An 18,202-nucleotide genomic window follows, 5' to 3' on the forward strand; every position below is an offset into this window, starting at 1 on the left:
GGTCCTCGTTCATGACGTGGCCCAGGGTGCGCACTGGAACACATGCGGCGCCCGCTGCGCATAGACCATGGGTGCAACGCGCGGCGCCCGTTCGCCCGCCAGCAGGGCGGGCAATGCCGCGCCGAACGGATTCTCCGTGTCCCGCGCGGTAACACGCAGCGAAGCGTCCAGCCCGATGTCGTCGGCGAAGTCGCGGCACTTGGGGTGGTAGTCGACGATCATGAAAGGCACGCCATGCAGGTACGCGACGATCGCGCCATGCAGGCGTGCGCTGACCACGGCATCGCAGGCAGCCAGCGCATCGACCGTGCGCAACGGGTCCTGCCGTGCATAACCCTGCCAGTGCGCATCGATGCCCTCCGTGCGCAGGCGGCCGACCAGCGACTGCGCCAGTGCACGATCGCCATGATGCTCGTGCTCGTTGAGGCTGAAGACATCCACGGTGACCGGTCGTGTGCAGCGGAGCCGGCCGAGCGTCGCGATGAGCTGCTCCTCCCAGCGCCGCTTCTGCGGCACCGCGTAGTCGCCGTCCTCTCGGTAGTGACATGGCGCAACACCGATGCGTACGGGGCTTCCCGGCTCCGGTGCCGGACGGGCCGATCGCGGCGCAAGCCAGGGCAGCAGCGCGGCGAGGTCGCAGCCGGCGTGGGTGATGGCGCCGACGCCCATCGCCTGCGCCTCGCGGTGCGAACGCGCATCGCGCACGGACAGGTAGCTGAAGCGCTGCAGGAATTCCGCCACCGAATCGCGCGAGCGGTCGTCGCGGAACGGGCCGATCGACACGCCCACCGCCGCGAGCTTCACGCCGCGCCGGGTGGCCGACAGCATCATCGGCTTGCGGAACGACTCGCGCGCGGTGATCACGGAACCGCCGCCCATCACCAGCACGTCGCACTCGTGGATGCCCCGCGCGAAGCTCAGCCAGCGGCTGGCCTTGCCCACGACGCCGGTGCTGCCGTACCAGCGCGGCGGATAGCGCCGTGGCACCGTGCTGCTTGCCGGCGCATCCTGCAGCGGCGGTCCGACCACGCTGGGCTGCGAACGCCAGTAGGACTGCGCCGCCATCGCGCACACCACGCCGAACAGGTCGTCGCCGAAGTTGCGCATGCCGTAGTAACCGGTGAATGCCGTGCGCAGGGCGGTCATGGCGCACCCCGCAGGACCGTCGCGCGTCGCGCGCCGTGGTACATCGAAAGCAGCAGCAAGCCCTCCGCCGCCAGGGTGGCGAAGGCCGCACCCATGGCGCCGTGCGACGGGATCAGCAGCAGGTTGAGCAGGATCGCCGCGACCGCAGCCACCAGCATCGCGCCGACCCGGTAGAGCATCTGCCCTTCGGTCAGCAGCACGGCGCCCACCGCAGTGGACAGGAACCGCACCGGCACGCAGACCGCCAGCAGCATGAGCAGCGGTTGCAGCCCCGCGTAACGGTCGCCGAACACCTGCACCGCGTGGCCGGACAGCGCGGCAAGCAGCAGGCCGACCGCTACGCCGCTGGCGAGCATGCCGACGCAGCCCAGCCGGTACACCTGGCGGAAGCGCGCCCGATCATGCACTGCCCAGCGGTGCAGGCGCGCGAGCAGGAACTTCTGGTACACCGTGGTCGGAAACAGGTAGATCGCCGTCATCACGGCCAGCGCGATGCCGAACACGCCGGCCTCGGCATCGCCGTGCAGATACTTCAGCAGCACGGTGCCGATCTGGAAGAACACCGGATACAGCACGGCCGCCACACCGTAAGGCCATGCATGCCGGAGCAGCGTGCGCGCATCCGGCCGCGCGATGTCGTGGGACAGGGCGGCGTTGCGCGGCCCGTGCCCTTTCAGCGTCCAGTCGCCCCGCTGCATCGCGCGCCACTGCGGCAGTGCCAGCACCAGGACCAGCGCCGCGAGCGCGGCATGGCCCCAGGCCACGGCATGGATCGACAACGACAGGCCGGCCACGGCGAGCAGCGCGATCGCCAACCGTCCCGCCGGCACCAGCAATTGCCAGCCGGCGAGCGCGGCATGCCGTTCTTCGAGGCGCAACTTGCTGCCCGTCTGTTCGACCGCCAGCAGCCCCAGGACGAAGGGAGCCAGCACCAGCAGCATGTAGCGCGTCTCGGCATCCACGGGCGGTCCGGCCAACGCCCACGCAACGACGCCACCGACGGCCAGCGCACTGGTGACGACGATGAAGCGCGCCGATGCCGGCTGCCACCGTTCGGCGGCCCAGCCTTCCGCGCCATGCGCCTTCAACCGGAACTGGGACAGGCCGAAGCCCGCCAGCGGCGCGACCAGGCTGACGGTGGCCAGCGACGACGCGAACAGGCCGTACTGGGCCGGGCCGAAGTGGCGCGCGAGCAGGACCTGCGTGAGGAACACCATCGCCGCGCCCGCGGCCGTCGCCAACGACAGTACGGACAGGGCAGCGAGCGCCGGGCGCCACGGCATGGGCAAGGCCTGGCTCATGCGGCCATCGCAAGCGGCTGCGGCAGCAGCTCGTCGTAGACGTCGCAGGTGCGGCTGATCACCACGCGCTCATCGAAGTCGGCCAGCGCCTTCTCTCGTGCCCGTGCACCCAGCACGCGCAACAGCGTGCGGTCGTCGTCCAGCCGCGCCAGCACCTGTGCCAGCGATTCGGCACTGCGCGGCACGACGTGCAGGCCGTCATGTCCGTCGCGCGTCACCACCTCGCGGCAGCCGGGAAGGTCGGTGGTGACCAGCGCGATGCTGCATGCCGCGGCCTCGATCAGGCTCTTCGGCACCCCTTCGCGGTAGTAGCTGGGCAGCGCCATCACGTCCACCTCGCGCAGCAGTGCGGGCATGTCGTCCACATGGCCGAGCCACCGCACCAGTCCCTGTGCCTGCCATTGCTCGACCTGCTCGCGCGTCACCGAACTGGGATTGCCTTCGTCGGGCATGCCGGCCAGCAGGAACTGGACATCGCGCCCTTCCGCACGCAGCCGCGCCGAGGCGTCCGCGAACTCGTGCACGCCTTTCTCCTTCAGCAGGCGCGCGGCGAGCAGCACGCGCAGGTTGCCGTCGTCGCGGGACCCGCGGCCCTCCGTATTGAACCGGGTGATGTCGACGCCGGAACTGCGGATCAGCCGGATGTGCTGCGGCGGTGCGAGGCGCAGCGAATGGAAAGCCTGGGCGTCGTCGGGATTCTGCAGGATCACGCGCGAGCGGTCGCTGCCCAGCGCGACCCGCATCAGCGTGGAGACCAGCGGGCGCAGCACGCGCGCCTTCATGCGGTCGCTGGCGAACACGTATCCCAGGCCGGTGACCGCGTTGACGTACGCGGGCACCTTCGCCGCGCGCGCCGCCAGCGCACCGTATACGGCGCACTTCAGGGTGAAGCTGTGCAGCAGGTCGGGGCGCTCCTCGCGCAGCAGCGCCACCAGGGCCGCCATCGTGCCCGCCTCGCGGAGCGGATTGAGGCTGGCGCGCTGCATGCGCAGCGGCACCCAGCGCACGCCGTGCTGTGCGAATCGCGGCCCGAAGTCGCCGGGCGGCGACACCATGACGACCTCCACGCCGCGCGCCTGCAGCGCTCGCGCGGTGGAAAGACGGAAGTTGTAGAGGTACCAGTCGGTGTTGGCGAACAGGATGAACTTCAAGGTGGACTCCGCACGAGGCATCGTCCCGATTCTAGGAAACGACCTCGCCGAATCCATTGACGCACTCACCACAAGGCGCAGGCACGCATGAACGCATGAAAGAAGAGGCGGCCTTGCGGCCGCCTCTTGACGCACTCTTCACCCGGCGCGACCGCGCCACGCGATCACTTCGCGAAGTGGTTCGTGGTCACCCGGATGTCGGTGGCCGTGGAGACTTTCGCCACGTGCGCGCCGTTACCCTTGTTGCCCTCGATGATGCCGGTCATGGAGACCAGCGGATTCACGACCGTAGTGTTGACCCCGTGCAGGCGCGTGTTGTTGTTGCGGAAGGTATTGCCGCTCACCTGGTAGTTGTAGGTGTTCGCGCCCAGCATCAGTCCGACCAGGTAGTTGTGCCGGATGGTGTTGAGCGCGATATAGCCGCCTTCCGGGCCGATGGTCAGGATGCCATGGCCACCGTTGTGCTCGATCGTGCAGCGCTTCACCGTCACGCCCTTGACGCGCTTGTAGAGCAGCAGCCCGTTGCCCGCGTTGCCGCGGATGAGGCAGTTCTCGATGTGGACGGTCGAGGTGATGCGCGCATCGTTGGCGTCGGGCTCCACGTCGATGCCGCACTCCGGCGCGATGCCGCGGGTGGCGCTGAATTCGCTGTCGTACACCTTCACGTTGGTCGCGCAGCCGATGGTCATGCCCTGGCGGCGGTTGCCGGTGCTCACGATGTTGGCGATGACCACGTCGTTGCACGGGATGGTCGGCGCGTTGGTCACCATGGCGCCGCCGATGGAGATGCCATCGCCCCAGCACTTGGACACGTGGATATCGCGGATGGTCACGCCGGTCGAGCCGCGCACCATGATGCCGTGGCCCCATTCGCCGGTGGTGCCGAGGTGGTTGTCGCGGTCGCCGATGATGCGGCCGCCCGAGATCTCGACGTTGCTGACCTTGTAGACCATCAGCACGTACGCACGCTCCTGGTCGTTGCGCTTGGCGCGCAGGATGGCGCCCTCGGCGAGTTCCAAGTGCATGTTGCTGCGCAGGCGCACGTTGCGGGTCGGATCGATCACGTAGTCGCCGGCCGGCACGACGACCGTGCCGCCAGCGGCGGGCAGCGAATCGATCGCGGCCTGGAACGACGTGGTGTCGTCGCGCGCGCCGTCGCCCGCGGCACCCCAGTTGCGCACGTTGTGCGTCGTGCTGCCGCGTGCCCGGACGGGCGGCTCGTAGACCGCGGTCGCCGACACCGACAGTACCGGCGCGTTGCCGGCCATCACGGCGCCCAACGCGCGCGGGATGCCACTGGCCACGCCGAGGGCCGGCAGGGCGACGAGCATCGAAGTGCGCAGGAAATTGCGCCGAGGCATCCCAGCCTCGCGCACGTCGTGCACGAGAACGTTGTTCTTCACGAAACCAACCCCTTGCGGGCACGTGCCCGTCGGAAAAATCGCCATGTGAGCGCCGCGTGAAATCGCGACGGCGGCGACTATAGCGACGCCGAATCAACCGCCGGTAAACGCCACCGCGTATTTGTGAGCGCTTTCAAACACTTGGCCTGTGCACGTCTCGTTCGCGCGATGACCGTCACGCATCTGCGCGCAGACAATGGCGGTTGAGCCCGCTTTTCCAGCGCGGATGAGGTCGCTTGTCGTACGCGCTTGAGTCCGCTTGTGGCGACGGATGCGTTCGCTTCGCACGTGCCCTGCGGCGCGCCACCTTACTCGAACCGGTTGCTCCGATCCACGCGCACGTCCTGCGCGGTCTTCGCCACATCCACGTGCATCCACCCCTTGATGTCCTGCGATCGCTGCCGACGCAAGCCCGTGGCGTTGTCGGCGAAGCGGTTGTCCACCACGGTGATGCCCCGCCCGCCACGCACGGCGATGCCGCGCAGGCCGTTGCCGACGATGTCGTTGTCCTCGATCACGCATTGCTCGCCTTCGCGTATCAGCACGCCATCCCCGCGGTTGCCGCGGATGTCGCACCGACGGACGGTGATGCGGCGACCGCGCGCATAGACCTGCAGGCCAGCGCCATGGTTGCCGCGCAGTGTGCAGGCTTCGATGGCGATGTCCTCGGCGCTGTCGCCCGGATCCGGTTCGATATCGATGCCACAGCCCGGCAGCGTGCCGCGCGTGGCGATGAAGTGGGAGCGCAGCACGCGGACATGGCGCGACCGGCCGATCGTCAGGCCCTGCCGGCGATTGCCGGTGCAGGTGACGTCCTCGATGCGGATGTCGCGGCTGGGCGTCACGCGCGCCCCGCTGATGCCGCCGACCGAGATGCCATCCCCCCAGCAGCGGGTAATGTGCAGGTCGCGCAGCAGCACCGACTCCGCACCGCGCACCATGATGCCGTGGCCCCATTCGCCCGCAGTGGAAAGATGATGGTCGCGATCACCGACGATACGGCCGCCGCTGACCTCCACGTCGTGCACGCCTTCGATCAGCAGCACGTACGCGCGGGGCGCGGCGTTCGCGCGGGCGACCAACCGCGTCTCGCGCGCCATCGACAGCCGCGTGCGCGAGCGCAGGCGGAGACTGCGTTCCGGATCGATGACGTAGTTGCCCGCGCCGAGCGCCAGCGTACCGCCCGCCGGCAGCGCGTCGATGGCCGCCTGCAGGGCGCGCGTGTCGTCGTGGCGGCCATCGCCGCGCGCGCCGAAATCGCGCGCATCCAGGATCGCCGCCCGCCCCTGCGGAAAGAACGAGGCGAACGCCAGTCCTGCACCGGCGCCCATCAGCTTTCGCCGGGACAGCCGCATCAGGCCGCCATCGATGCCTGGCGCGGATCCGGCGCGGCTACCGCTGCGTCCGCCGCGTGCGCCACCAGCCACGGCAGCACCACGGCCAGCAGATAGAACTTCGACGCGTGGTACTTGTTGTCGAGCCGGCCGCGATTGCGTTCCAGCCACGCAACGGCACCGGGCAGAACGTCACGCGCCTGCATGGCGAACGCATGGACCTGGTCGAACCGTTGTGCCGCCAGCCCGCAGACATCGAAACGGAAGCTGCCCTTGCGCTGCACGTATGGCAGCTCGCCGAAGTGTGCCGCGATGTGCCGACGGATCAGCACCTTGTTGAGTCCGCTGTCCGGGTCCACTTTCTGCCGGCGCGGCACCTCGTGATGGATCCACTCGCGCAGCGCGCGATCGCAGAACGGATATGCCACACCCAGGCCGGCCGCATGCGCGGTGTACAGGCCCTTGGCGAACGCGCCGGCGGATCCGGCGATGGACATCGACATGTCACGCCATTCCCACGCGCTGGTGGCCGACGCAATCTCTGCCTTGAACAGCGACAGCCGCTCGCGCGAACGGTGCGCGATGTCGGTACCGAACAGCGCATCCACTTCGGCATCGTTGAAGCGCGAACCCGGGAACACACGCTCGATCGGCGTCATCTGCAGCGTGCCCAGCGCGAAGCACAGCGGGAAGCTGGCGGACACCCCGGGCAGGCCGGTGGCATCGAACGGCAGGCGCAGCCCGCGCGCCAGACGCACCGTCAACTGCTGCTGCAGATCGACCGGCGTACCGAAGTAGCTGTCCGCGCCCAGGCCGTCCACCACGCCATCACCGCCGCGCGCCGCCACCTCGGTGGCGAGATCGGCATATGACAGCAAGGCAAAGTCCGCCGTGAGCAGCGGCATGTTGGCGGCGAGCGCTAAATAGCGGTCGTAGGCGCGACCGGGATCGCAGACCAGTGCTTCGTGGCGCAGGCCGAGCCGGGTGGCGACATGGCGCGCCGATTCCAGTTCGTTCTCCTCGCGCCCGCCGAGATAGGTGATGCAGGTGGCATCCGGCCGTGCGTCCGCCAGCGCGATCGCCAGCGTCGTGGAGTCCTTGCCGCCGCTTTGCAGCAACCACGGCGAGCGCATGTCGGCACAGGTACGCGTGATCGCATCGCACAGCATGCGGTGGTAGACGGCGATCCAGTCCTGAGGCCGCTCCTCGACTTCCGGGACTTCGCCCGCGTTGCGGAACTTGAAGTGGAAGTCCGGCGTTCCGCGCATGTCCTGGTGCGCCGAGAAACCGAACGTCACCAGCTTGACGCCTTCGTAGATCGAATGCGGCGGATAGACGAAGGCGTTTCGCAGCAGGTCGGCGACCGAAACCGGATCGACCCGGTGGTACTCCGGATGGCGATCCAGCACGGTGAAGTCCGGCGTGCCGTAGTACGGCGACATGGTGATCTGCATCGGCGACGGCTCCTCAACGGCCATGGCTGGCGCGCGGCGCCGGCAGGTACTCGTAGTAGGTGTAGGCGTACTCGCCTGCACCGCGCTTCTCCACGCCGTTGAAGATGGCGCCCTTCACTTCCACGCCGGTCTGCTCCAGGCGCTGCTTGGCCAGCGCGATCTCGCGCTGCTGGTTGAGGCCCCAGCGCACCACCATCAGGCAGGTGCCCGCGTGGTGGCCGATGACCGCCGCGTCGGTCACCGCCAGCACCGGCGGCGTATCGATCAGCACGATGTCGTACTCGCCGGACACGCGCTTCAGCAGCTCGCTGAAGTTCTCGTGCATAAGCAGTTCCGATGGATTGGACGGAATCGCGCCGCGCGAGATGAAGGACAGGTTCTCGGCACCGGCGACCTTGCGGATCGCTTCATCCAGCGGGACGCGACCGGCGATGACGTCGGACAGGCCGCCTTCCCAGCGCACGCCGACGGCATCGTGCAACGTGCCGCGGCGCATGTCGGCATCGATCAGCAGCACGCGCTGCCCGGTCTGCGCGATGGTCACCGCCAGGTTGGCGCAGATGAAGGTCTTGCCCACGCCCGGACTGGGCGCGGAGATCATCAGCAGGTTGTTGCGCGTGCGCATGCGGGCGAAATGCAGGCTGGTGCGCAGGGAGCGCAACGCTTCCATCGCCAGGTCGGTCGGCGCGGCCAGCGCCAGCAGGCGATGCCGGCCATCCCGGCGCTGGCCGATCCGGCGGCGCGCGAGGTCCTGGCCCTTGCGGCTGTGCGGGATCGACGCATAGACCGGCAGGCCAAGCAGTTCGATGTCGATGGGATCCTCGACGCCGCGACGGAACATCTGCTGCGCCAGCACGAACGCCACCATCACCGCGAGGCCGAGCAGCGTGCCGGCCAGCAGCACCGGCAGCGGCTTCGGCCACGCCGGACTGTTGAGGTTGACCGCGGCCGGATCGATGATGCGCGCGTTGCCGACCGCACTGGCCTTGGCGATCTCCAGCTGCTGCGCCTGGTCCATCAGGTTGGCGTAGGTCTGGTTGGTCACTTCCACGTCGCGGTTCAGGCGGAACAGCGCCTGCTGCGCATCGGGCAGATCGCGGATGCGACCCTGCAGGCTGTTGCGCTCGCCGCTGAAGCGGTTGATCTGGTCCTGCAGCGCGCGGTACGTCGGGTGCGCCGCGGTGTAGCGGTTCTCCACCTCGGTCATCTTGATGCGCAGCTGCTGGATCGCCGAGTCGAGGGCGATGGTCTGGTCGAGCAGCGCACGGTTCTGGGTTTCCACGTCCAGCGTCTGCGAACGCGTCTGGTAGGCGGTCAGCGCGGCCTGCGCCTTGGCCAGCTCCTCGCGGACCTTCGGCAACTGTTCGGAGACGAACTTCAGCCGGCTGGCGGCTTCGGCCGAGGTGCGCGCCACGTTCTGGCGCACGTAGGCATTGGTCACTTCGTCCAGCACGCGGCGCGCGCGCTCGGGATCGGCATGCGCATAGACCAGGCCGATGACACCGGAATTGCGGCCCATCTCGGTGGCGGTGATGCCTTCCTTCAGTGCCGCCAGCGCGGCGGCGGGGTCGTAACGTGTCACTTCGAAACGCATGCCGGGATTGGCGGTGAGACGGCGCACCTGCATGGCCACGCCTTCCGCGTTGACCGGCTCGCCCACGCGACCGCGCACCAACACCTTGCCTTGCGCCGCCAGCGCATACCGTCCGTCACCGGCCGCGGTCAGCTCCATCGGCACGCCTTGCAGGTGCTCCGGCACCTCCAGCCGCGCGATGTCCAGGACGTCGCCGCCCCAGCCGTACTTCGACAGGCCGAACCAGGGCTTGGCCAGCGCGCCGGGATTGGACTGCTGGTAGCGCCGACTGATGAAGTCGCCCACCAGCGGCGCGTGCATCGGCTTCACGCCGACGTCCAGATCGAGCCGCTGCATGGCTTCGCCGATCACCCGGCGCGACGTCAGCAGCTGGACTTCGGTGGTGCCTGGCGTCGGCAGGGCCGGCGGTGCCTGCGTGGCCGCGGTCTGGCTGAGGCCTGGCGGGATGGCCGGCCGGCTTTCCACCTGCACCACCGCGTTGGCTTCGTACTTGGGCGTGACCACCGCCAGGTAGGCGACGCTGGCCAGCACGAACGCCGCCGTGCCCAGCAGGATCAGCCGCTTCTTCGCGTTGAGCGTGGAGACCAGTGCGGGAATGTCGACGTCGTCGTTGCGCGCGGACGACGCCACCAGCGGGGGTCGTTCCGAGCCTCGTCGCGTGATCAGCTTGGCCATGGTTCACCTCGATTGCATGTCATGGAAGACGATCGCCTGCCGCACGGGCGGGACGATCGATGTCAGGAGGCCGCCGCGCGTGCACCGAGCGCATCCATCGCGGGCGCGGCGGGGGTCGTCGTGAGGGAAGAAGCACGCAAGCCGGCCAGTGCATCCAGCACCGGCGCGCAGCCGTCGCGGGTCGGCGTCCTGAGATCCGGTGCCGCGCACAGCGACATGTAGACCGCGTCGTCGCTGAGCAGCGTGAGCGCGCGACCGGCGATCGCCACGGGCGTGGTACCGATGGCGATGGCACCGCCTTCCGCGCCGGCCGTTTCTTCCCGTGCCACCAGGACGGGCTTGCCGAGCAGGCGGCGCGGCGGCGGCGCGCCCGTTCCCACCAGCACCAGGTACGCGCGCTCCAGCAGGTACGCCCAGGCGAGGAAGTCGTCGACTTCCAGCGGGTGCACGTTGGCGAAGGTGTGCAGCGGATCTCCGCCTTCGCCGGGCGACACGCCCACGCCGCCCACCCAGACGATGTCCACGTCGGGACGGCGGCGCGCGACCATCGCCAGCGCATCGGAGAACGGACCCTGCTCCGTCGCGTCACTGCGCGCACTGACGGCCAGCAGCAGCGGCGCGTTGCCGCGCAGGAAGCCGAAGCCGCCGGCGAGCGAACGCGACAGGTCGGCGTCGCGGCGGATCTGGCGCAGCGCAGTGCGCAGCGCGTCGTCGGCCACGTCGGACTGCACGAGGATGCTTTCGCGCGGCACGCCTTCGCCACTCAGCCGGCGACCGGTCGCCTCGCTCGGCGCGACGTGCAGCGCCGCCAGCGACTGCACGATGCGGCGACTGGCATCGCTCGGCCAGTGCTGCGCGCCCGTCGCCGGCGCATCCGCATCCACGCAGACCAGCGGAACGTCGCACGCGTGCGCGGCCAGGCTCATCGCGAACGTCAGTGGCGCGTCGCCGGGCACCACCACCACGTCCGGGTTCGTTTCGCCTAGCAACTGCTGCATGGCCGCCTGCTGTTCGCCGCGCGCATCCACGCCACCTTCGCTCGACAGGCTGGCCTGTGCTTCCAGGCCGAACATCTGCAGCAGGTGTCCGGTGTCGCCACCATGTCCTTCGGTGGTGCAGACCGTCGCATGGAAGCGGTCGTCGTCCGCCAGCCGGCGCGCGATCGGCGCCACGCCCGCGCCTTCGCATGAGGCGTTGACCAGGCACAGCGCATGCAGCGGCGCATCGGGATCGCGCAGCCCATCGGCGACGGCTATACGACCGGCGTTCGTCACCTCGTGAGAGCGTGCGCCGAGCGGGCGCACCGACACCGGCGCATGGTTCAGTTCGGCATCATCGGGAAATTCGCGACTCGCCTTGCGCGCACCGGACCGCGACGCAGGGTCCGATATCCAGCGCGCCGTCACGTCCAGCAGGCGCGAGAAGCCGGTGACATAGGCCACGACCACGGCGACGAACACGAAGAAGCTGAGCGGTTGCGGCACGCTGCGCAGCGCATAGCCCAGCAGCGCCAGCACCGCGCCCATCGACACGATGATCCACAACGTCGCCTGTGCCGACAGGCCGTGGTCCAGCAGCAGGTGGTGCAGGTGCTGGCGGTCCGCCGCGAAGGGCGAGCGGCCGCGGCGCAGGCGCCGGTACATCACCGCCGCGGTGTCCATCAGCGGCAGCGCCACGCACCACAGCACCTCCACCGGCACCACGCGGTTCACGCTCTGGTGGCTGAGATAGATCAGGCTCCAGCCGATGAGGAAGCCGATGGTGGTGCTGCCGGCATCCCCCATGAAGATCTTGCGACCGTCGGGCCAGCCGAGATTGACGAACACGTACGGGATCAGCGAAGCGAACAGGATCTGCAGCATCAGCATGGCGCCGACACCGGGCGCACCCGCGTGCGAATACAGCAGGATCGCGGCGATGCACACCATCGCCGTCGACGCGGCCAGGCCATCGATGCCATCGAGCATGTTGAAGGCGTTCATCAGGCCGATCACGGCCACGATGGTCACCGGGATGCCCAGCAGCCCCAGGCGGAGGTCCAGCCACGGAATCAGTCCGCCGACGTGGTCCAGGTAGTAGCCGGTGCTCAGGATCACCAGGCCGACGATGGCCGCTTCCACCAGCAGGCGCGTGCGCACGCTGAGATGGCTGATGTCGTCGGCAACACCAATCGCGACGATCAGCGCGCTGCCCATCATCAGGCTCATCACGAAGCGGTCCACATAGCCCAGGTAGCCCAGGCCGACCAGCGTGCCCACGAAGAAGCAGATGCCGCCGATCACCGGCACGCGGCCGACGTGCTGCTTGCGCCCGGCGGGACGGTCCACCAGACCTACGCGCCGCGCCCAGGGCCGCATCGAGAATATGGCGAACAACGTCGCGGCCAAGGCGATCGCGCTGGCGGCAACGACCCGTGCATTCTCCATCTTTCACCTGATTGCTGTGGACAATGCCCTCCGCAAGGCTTCGATCCGATCGAAGTCTCCATGTCGTGGAGGGCGGGATTGGTGCAGTGCCGAAACTACGGACAGCAATTTGATGAGCGCATGAAATGGAGAAGCGCGCGTAACGGATCAGTCAGGAAGTTGGCTCGTGCGCGTTAACGCTCTTCACGCTCTTCACATCCGCGTTGAGAGCCGCCCATCGCGCACGCACCACTGATCGACGCACGCTGCGATGTGCGCGAATGCGCGTTCGAAATCCTCCACGCCGCCGCCCATCGGATCCTCGACTTCCCGCTGCGGCATCCATCGCCCCAGCAACTGGATCCGCGAACGCGCCTGCGGCACCAGCGCCCGCAGCGCGCGGACATGGCGGTGCTGCATCGCCAGCACCAGGTCGTCACCGCCGACGGTGGCTGGATCGAACTGCCGCGGCGCTTCGACCGGCACCGGCAGGCCATGCGCCTGCAGCACGACCGCCGCCAGCGGCGCGACCTGCCGACCCGGCTGCGCCACCAGTCCGGCCGACAGGACGGCGCAGCGGTCCGCCGGCAGCCGGGCACGGAACAGGGCGGCGGCCATCGGGCTGCGGCACAGGTTTCCCATGCAGACGAGGTGTAGGGTGAACATCCGGGGTCTCGGGCAGCGGCAGACCAGCCTAGGGCAGTGGCCCGCCAGGGATGGGAACGTGAGGTGACCGGGCGACCGGAGCCCTGGCGGGACACCTCTTATATAGCGTCGCGGCTCCAGCGCATGACGACGTGACCGGGCACCGGATTCAAACAAGCGCTTAAATCAAGGGAAACTTCGGCGAACTGGACAGCATCGCCCGCTTCGCGCAGACTGCCGCCCTTCCGCTGGAGAGCCGAATGGCGAAGCTGCTGGTCCTGCATGGCCCCAACCTCAATCTGCTCGGCACCCGCGAGCCGGAGGTCTATGGGCATGCGACGCTGGCCGATATCGACCTGGCCCTGGCAGCGCAGGCGCAGACGGCCGGCCACCAGGTGGAGACCTTCCAGTCCAATGCCGAGCACGCGTTGGTGGACCGCATCCAGGCCGCCCGCACCGACGGCACCGCCTTCATCCTGATCAATCCGGCCGCCTTCACCCACACCTCCGTCGCGATCCGCGACGCGCTGGCGGCGGTGGCCCTGCCCTTCATCGAAATCCACCTGTCCAACCCGCATACCCGCGAACCGTTCCGCCATACCAGCTACTTCAGCGACAAGGCGGTGGGCGTGGTCTGCGGGTTCGGTGCAGACAGCTACCGCTACGCGCTGGACGCCGCCCTGCAGCGGCTGCCGGCCTGACTTTCCTCTGTTCCCCGCGGGGAACGACGTTCAACCACGAGGCTCCCATGGATCTCCGCAAAATCAAGAAACTGATCGACCTGCTGGAAGAGTCGAACCTGGCCGAAATCGAGATCAAGGAAGGCGAAGAGTCCGTACGCCTGGCGCGCACGCCCAAGGGCGGCTATGCGGTGCCGGCGGCACCCGCCCCGGTGGCCTACGCCGAACCGCGTCCGGCCGCGCCGATGCCGATGAGCTCACCCACCGAAGCCTCCACCGGCGGCACGGCCAAGGCCGGCAACGCCCTGCCCGACGGCCACGTGGTGCGCGCGCCGATGGTCGGCACGTTCTACGCCTCGCCGTCGCCGGACAAGCCGGCGTTCGTCACGGTCGGCCAGTCGGTGAAGGCGGGCGAGACGCTGGCGATCATCGAAGCCATGAAGATGTTCAATCCCATCGAAGCCGACGTATCCGGCACGGTGCTGTCGATCCTGGCCGAGAGCGGCCAGCCGATCGAGTTCGACCAGCCGCTGTTCGTGATCGGCTGAGGCCCGCGCCATGCTGGACAAAGTCGTCATCGCCAACCGGGGTGAGATTGCGCTGCGCATCCTGCGCGCCTGCCACACCCTGGGCATCCGCACGGTCGCGGTGCATTCCACCGTCGACCGCAACCTCAAGCACGTGGCCATGGCCGACGAGTCCGTCTGCATCGGCCCGGCCGCCTCGAAGGACAGCTACCTCAACATCCCGGCGATCATCGCCGCGGCCGAGGTGACCGACGCGCAGGCCATCCACCCCGGCTACGGCTTCCTGTCGGAGAACGCCGACTTCGCCGAGCGCGTCGAGCAGTCCGGCTTCATCTTCATCGGCCCCAAGGCCGACACCATCCGCATGATGGGCGACAAGGTGGAAGCGATCCGCGCCATGCAGGCCGCCGGCGTGCCGTGCGTGCCCGGCAGCGGCGGTCCGCTGGGCGATGACATCGTCGCCAACACCAAGATCGCGCGCGAAATCGGCTACCCGGTGATCATCAAGGCCGCGGGCGGCGGCGGCGGTCGCGGCATGCGCGTGGTGCATGTCGAAGGCGCGCTGAAGGCCGCCATCGAGACCACCAAGTCGGAGGCCAAGGCGGCCTTCGGCAACGGCGAGGTCTACATGGAGAAGTTCCTGGAGAATCCGCGCCACGTGGAAATCCAGGTGCTCGCCGACGGTCAGGGCAACGCGATCCATTTGGGCGAGCGCGACTGCTCGATGCAGCGTCGCCACCAGAAGGTCGTGGAAGAGGCTCCCGCACCCGGCATCACCGAGGAACTGCGCAACGAAATCGGCAAGGTCTGCGTGGAAGCCTGCATCCGCATCGGCTACCGCGGTGCGGGTACGTTCGAATTCCTGTTTGAGGACGGCCGCTTCTACTTCATCGAGATGAATACCCGTATCCAGGTGGAGCATCCGGTGACCGAGCGCATCACCGGCATCGACCTGGTCTGCGAGCAGCTGCGCATCGCCGCCGGCCAGAAGCTGACCATCAAGCAGAGCGACATCGTGCTGCGCGGCCACGCCATCGAGTGCCGCATCAACGCCGAAGACGCGGATACCTTCATGCCGCATCCGGGCCTGATCCAGCACTTCCATCCGCCGGGTGGTCCGGGCGTGCGCGTCGACACGCACATCTACGAAGGCTATCGCGTACCGCCGAACTACGACTCGATGATCGCCAAGCTCATCGTGCACGGGCCGGACCGCGACACGGCCATCGCGCGCATGCGCGTGGCGCTGAGCGAGATGGTCATCGACGGCATCAAGACCAACATCCCGTTGCAGCAGCGCATCATGCGCGACCAGGGTTTCCAGGCCGGTGGGCAGAACATCCACTACCTGGAAAAGCGCCTCGCCGAACGCAAGAACAAGGCGATCTCGCTGGTCTGAGCCGGACCCGCGATGCGGAAAATGGAAGGGCCGGGATGTCGCCATCCCGGCCCTTCCTGTTTGCGCGAATGATGCGGCGAAGCGGCGCGTTACCGGTCCGGTGCCTGCTGCGTGCCCCGCACCGGCGTGGCCCCCAGCGGCGAGGCCGGATCGGTGATGCGCACCACTTCGGACGAGCCGTCCGGCCAGATGACCTTGATCGTGCTGCCGGGGGACAGCGTCGAGAACGGCGTGCCACTGCGCGCGCGATAGAGGGCGGCCACCTGGGTCGCACCCAGCCGACGCACATCTTCGGGCGCATGGATGGTCATGTGCCCGATCCGCGACAGGTCCCTGAAGCTGGGGTCGCGCGTCTCGATGACGATCGTCGCGGCAGCCGCGGCATACGCCACCACCACCAGTCCCCACACCATGAGGTTGACCCCGGGCCGCGTGCGCTTGTACTTCATCCGTCCACTCCCTGGCGGGCCAGCAAGGTGCCCACCATCTCGTCCACGTTATCCGCACCCTGACGCGGGACACCGGCGTCCCTCGCGAAGGTGGTGAAATCCTGCGATTGATCCTGCGAGCAGATGCCGCCGTTCACGCAGTAATTGGTCATCATCGAGCCGCCCGGACTGCAGTCCATGCCCAGGCGGCACGACGCGATGCGCCAGGCGAGTTCGCTCAGGTCGCTGCCTGAAACGTCGCCCAGCGTGTCGCGCCGGCCACTGCCTACCGTGCCCATCGCCGGCGCGATGGCCAGGTAGGCGAACGGATCTTCCGAATCGAGTACACGCTGCACCAGATCGCGGCGGTACGCGTCGCCGTCCTGCAGCGGCTGGTCCATCGCCAGCAGCGACGCCTCGGCCGCCAGGCTACCGGCGCGCGCCGCCTGCAGGCGCTGGTTGATGACGGTGGGCAGCGAGAAGCCATCCTGCGGCGCGAAACGCGCGCAACGCTGCTGCACACGCTGGCGCGAGGCGAGCATGGCGTTGCCGTTGGCCAGACCCAGGCCGGCGATCACGCGGGTGTCCTGCGCATAGCCGACGGGGTCGGCGGCATAACCGGCGCAATGGTCCTGCACCAGGCTCAACAGCCACATCGCGTCGGCGTCGCCCGACGCGGCGAGCATCGTCAGTTCGCGCGAATAGGCGAACAGGTCCGTGCTGTCTTCGAATCCACGCCGCAGCGGGGACAGTGCGGGAGCCGAACGCACCGCCACAGGGCGCAGCACGGCGCGCATCGGCGCCGATCCGTAGGCGATGTCAGTCCCGGCGACCGTGTCGGTCGACGTCGGCGCGGCATGCGGCAGCCAGCCCGCCTGGCGCAGCGGCATCCACGCCAGCGCGCACAGCAGGCCCACCAGCATCGTCGGTATCAGCAGCTTCCGGGGCACACGGCCATTATCCCGGCGCTTTCCATGCCTTTCAACGCGATGGGCGTGCGTTCGCGCGGCCACCACGCCCTTTCGTCGCCGCAGTGCGCTTCCGCCTTGCAACGCCCATGAGACAATCCCGGCCCGTTCATTTTCATCCCCCGCCATGCCCTACCTGGAACTCTCCCTGCGCTGCACCGAAGCCGAGCAGCCGCGCTACGAGAACGCCCTGGACGACGTGGGCGCGCTGTCGGTCACCCTGCTGGACGCCGATGCCGACACCGGCAACGAGCGCGCCATCCTGGAACCGGGCGTTGGCGAGACGCCCCTCTGGAAAGCGCTGGTGCTGACCGCGCTGTTCGATGCGGATGCCGATGCGTTGACGTTGCTGGCCGCACTGGAGGCCTTCGATCCCGGGCTGGACTGGACCCAGGTCGGCTTCCGCAAGGTTGAGGATGAGGACTGGGAGCGCGCATGGCTGGACCAGTTCAAGCCGATGCGGTTCGGCGTACGCACGTTCATCGTGCCGTGGAACCACGAGGTGCCGGACGACGCCGGCGACGATGCCGCGATCGTGCGGCTCGATCCCGGCCTGGCGTTCGGATCCGGCACGCATCCCACCACGGCGCTGTGCCTGCGCTGGCTCGATGCGCTGGCCGGCGAAGGCCTGCTGCAGGGACAGCGCGTGCTCGACTTCGGTTGCGGCTCCGGCATCCTCGCGCTGGCGGCCCTGAAGCTGGGCGCAGCACGGGCCGTCGGCGTCGACAACGATCCGCAGGCGTTGCTGGCCAGCGCCGACAACGCGCAGCGCAACGGCGTGGATGCGGACTTCAGCGTGTATCTGCCGGACGACGAACCGGTGACGACGTATCCGGTGGTGGTCGCGAACATCCTGGCCTCCGCACTGGACGCCCTGGCCGACATCCTCGCTGCGCGCGTGGCACCGGGTGGCCGCATCGCACTGTCCGGCATCCTCAAGGGGCAGGAAGACGAACTGCTGGTCCGCTACGCCACCTGGTTCGACGGCCTCTCGGCCACGCAGGACGGCGACTGGATGCGCATCGACGGCGTCCGCCGCTGACGTCGCGACGGCCACTCCCGGTCACAACACGCCTGCGGGCGAGCATGGTT

15 protein-coding genes are annotated in these 18,202 nt (G+C 68.6%); 4 read left to right on the top strand and 11 right to left on the bottom strand.

What is annotated here, in order from left to right:
* Window positions 1–9: 9 nt before the first annotated feature.
* From IB225_RS07960 to IB225_RS08000, 9 genes are all read right to left on the bottom strand, one after another.
* The gene (locus IB225_RS07960) at window positions 10–1,146 is read right to left on the bottom strand and encodes a polysaccharide pyruvyl transferase family protein (RefSeq protein ID WP_192310636.1); all 1,137 of its coding nucleotides are present in this window, start codon (window positions 1,144–1,146) and stop codon (window positions 10–12) included.
* A complete protein-coding gene (locus tag IB225_RS07965; RefSeq protein ID WP_192310637.1) occupies window positions 1,143–2,447 on the bottom strand; it encodes a polysaccharide biosynthesis C-terminal domain-containing protein in 1,305 nt (434 codons plus the stop codon). Before IB225_RS07965 ends, IB225_RS07960 begins: the two co-directional genes overlap by 4 nt.
* Window positions 2,444–3,598, bottom strand: a complete 1,155-nt coding sequence (locus IB225_RS07970; protein ID WP_192310638.1) for a glycosyltransferase family 4 protein — start codon at window positions 3,596–3,598, stop codon at window positions 2,444–2,446. Before IB225_RS07970 ends, IB225_RS07965 begins: the two co-directional genes overlap by 4 nt.
* Window positions 3,599–3,762: 164 nt before the next feature.
* Entirely contained in the window at window positions 3,763–5,001 is a 1,239-nt protein-coding gene (locus IB225_RS07975; protein ID WP_192310639.1) for a right-handed parallel beta-helix repeat-containing protein, read from the bottom strand.
* A 308-nt stretch (window positions 5,002–5,309) separates the two neighbouring features.
* Window positions 5,310–6,356, bottom strand: a complete 1,047-nt coding sequence (locus IB225_RS07980; protein ID WP_192310640.1) for a right-handed parallel beta-helix repeat-containing protein — start codon at window positions 6,354–6,356, stop codon at window positions 5,310–5,312.
* Window positions 6,356–7,789, bottom strand: coding sequence for an asparagine synthase-related protein (locus IB225_RS07985; RefSeq protein ID WP_192310641.1), 1,434 nt, complete (start codon window positions 7,787–7,789; stop codon window positions 6,356–6,358). The genes IB225_RS07980 and IB225_RS07985 overlap by 1 nt, the downstream gene beginning before the upstream one ends.
* A 13-nt stretch (window positions 7,790–7,802) precedes the next feature.
* Window positions 7,803–10,058, bottom strand: a complete 2,256-nt coding sequence (locus tag IB225_RS07990; protein ID WP_192310642.1) for a polysaccharide biosynthesis tyrosine autokinase — start codon at window positions 10,056–10,058, stop codon at window positions 7,803–7,805.
* Between the two features lie 62 nt (window positions 10,059–10,120).
* Window positions 10,121–12,484 carry a UDP-N-acetylglucosamine 2-epimerase gene (locus IB225_RS07995; RefSeq protein WP_192310643.1) on the bottom strand — a complete coding sequence of 788 codons (2,364 nt, stop codon included), beginning with the start codon at window positions 12,482–12,484 and terminating at the stop codon, window positions 10,121–10,123.
* A 192-nt stretch (window positions 12,485–12,676) separates the two neighbouring features.
* Window positions 12,677–13,129 carry a low molecular weight phosphotyrosine protein phosphatase gene (locus IB225_RS08000; RefSeq protein WP_192310644.1) on the bottom strand — a complete coding sequence of 151 codons (453 nt, stop codon included), beginning with the start codon at window positions 13,127–13,129 and terminating at the stop codon, window positions 12,677–12,679.
* A gap of 239 nt (window positions 13,130–13,368) precedes the next feature.
* Here IB225_RS08000 and aroQ point away from each other — a divergent pair, with 239 nt between their 5' ends.
* The 3 genes from aroQ to accC are packed head-to-tail and all read left to right on the top strand — an operon-like array spanning window position 13,369 to window position 15,714.
* Window positions 13,369–13,809: a type II 3-dehydroquinate dehydratase gene (aroQ, locus tag IB225_RS08005; RefSeq protein WP_192310645.1), complete on the top strand. Its 441-nt coding sequence runs from the start codon at window positions 13,369–13,371 to the stop codon at window positions 13,807–13,809.
* A gap of 47 nt (window positions 13,810–13,856) precedes the next feature.
* Entirely contained in the window at window positions 13,857–14,336 is a 480-nt protein-coding gene (gene accB, locus IB225_RS08010) for an acetyl-CoA carboxylase biotin carboxyl carrier protein (RefSeq protein WP_192310646.1), read from the top strand.
* Between the two features lie 10 nt (window positions 14,337–14,346).
* Window positions 14,347–15,714: an acetyl-CoA carboxylase biotin carboxylase subunit gene (accC, locus tag IB225_RS08015; RefSeq protein WP_192310647.1), complete on the top strand. Its 1,368-nt coding sequence runs from the start codon at window positions 14,347–14,349 to the stop codon at window positions 15,712–15,714.
* Between the two features lie 89 nt (window positions 15,715–15,803).
* Here the strand turns inward: accC and IB225_RS08020 are convergent, their stop codons facing one another.
* Window positions 15,804–16,163 carry a hypothetical protein gene (locus IB225_RS08020; RefSeq protein ID WP_192310648.1) on the bottom strand — a complete coding sequence of 120 codons (360 nt, stop codon included), beginning with the start codon at window positions 16,161–16,163 and terminating at the stop codon, window positions 15,804–15,806.
* On the bottom strand, window positions 16,160–17,092 hold the full coding sequence (locus IB225_RS08025) for a hypothetical protein (protein WP_345776579.1): 933 nt from the start codon (window positions 17,090–17,092) through the stop codon (window positions 16,160–16,162). The genes IB225_RS08020 and IB225_RS08025 overlap by 4 nt, the downstream gene beginning before the upstream one ends.
* A 145-nt stretch (window positions 17,093–17,237) precedes the next feature.
* On the opposite strand from IB225_RS08025, the gene prmA reads away from it, so the two are divergent.
* A complete protein-coding gene (prmA, locus tag IB225_RS08030) occupies window positions 17,238–18,152 on the top strand; it encodes a 50S ribosomal protein L11 methyltransferase (protein ID WP_192310649.1) in 915 nt (304 codons plus the stop codon).
* Window positions 18,153–18,202 lie beyond the last annotated feature (50 nt).

This window comes from Pseudoxanthomonas sp. PXM02 (assembly GCF_014851805.1).
In the GTDB taxonomy this organism is placed as follows: domain Bacteria; phylum Pseudomonadota; class Gammaproteobacteria; order Xanthomonadales; family Xanthomonadaceae; genus Pseudoxanthomonas_A.

Excerpts from the sequence above, each read along its gene's own strand:
- IB225_RS07960 (WP_192310636.1), bottom strand. The coding sequence starts at position 1,146 with ATGACCGCCCTGCGCACGGCATTCACCGGTTACTACGGCATGCGCAAC.
- IB225_RS07965 (WP_192310637.1), bottom strand. The coding sequence starts at position 2,447 with ATGAGCCAGGCCTTGCCCATGCCGTGGCGCCCGGCGCTCGCTGCCCTG.
- IB225_RS07980 (WP_192310640.1), bottom strand. The coding sequence starts at position 6,356 with ATGCGGCTGTCCCGGCGAAAGCTGATGGGCGCCGGTGCAGGACTGGCG.
- IB225_RS07985 (WP_192310641.1), bottom strand. The coding sequence starts at position 7,789 with ATGCAGATCACCATGTCGCCGTACTACGGCACGCCGGACTTCACCGTG.
- IB225_RS07990 (WP_192310642.1), bottom strand. The coding sequence starts at position 10,058 with ATGGCCAAGCTGATCACGCGACGAGGCTCGGAACGACCCCCGCTGGTG.
- IB225_RS07995 (WP_192310643.1), bottom strand. The coding sequence starts at position 12,484 with ATGGAGAATGCACGGGTCGTTGCCGCCAGCGCGATCGCCTTGGCCGCG.
- IB225_RS08000 (WP_192310644.1), bottom strand. The coding sequence starts at position 13,129 with ATGTTCACCCTACACCTCGTCTGCATGGGAAACCTGTGCCGCAGCCCG.
- aroQ (WP_192310645.1), top strand. The coding sequence starts at position 13,369 with ATGGCGAAGCTGCTGGTCCTGCATGGCCCCAACCTCAATCTGCTCGGC.
- accB (WP_192310646.1), top strand. The coding sequence starts at position 13,857 with ATGGATCTCCGCAAAATCAAGAAACTGATCGACCTGCTGGAAGAGTCG.
- accC (WP_192310647.1), top strand. The coding sequence starts at position 14,347 with ATGCTGGACAAAGTCGTCATCGCCAACCGGGGTGAGATTGCGCTGCGC.
- IB225_RS08020 (WP_192310648.1), bottom strand. The coding sequence starts at position 16,163 with ATGAAGTACAAGCGCACGCGGCCCGGGGTCAACCTCATGGTGTGGGGA.
- prmA (WP_192310649.1), top strand. The coding sequence starts at position 17,238 with ATGCCCTACCTGGAACTCTCCCTGCGCTGCACCGAAGCCGAGCAGCCG.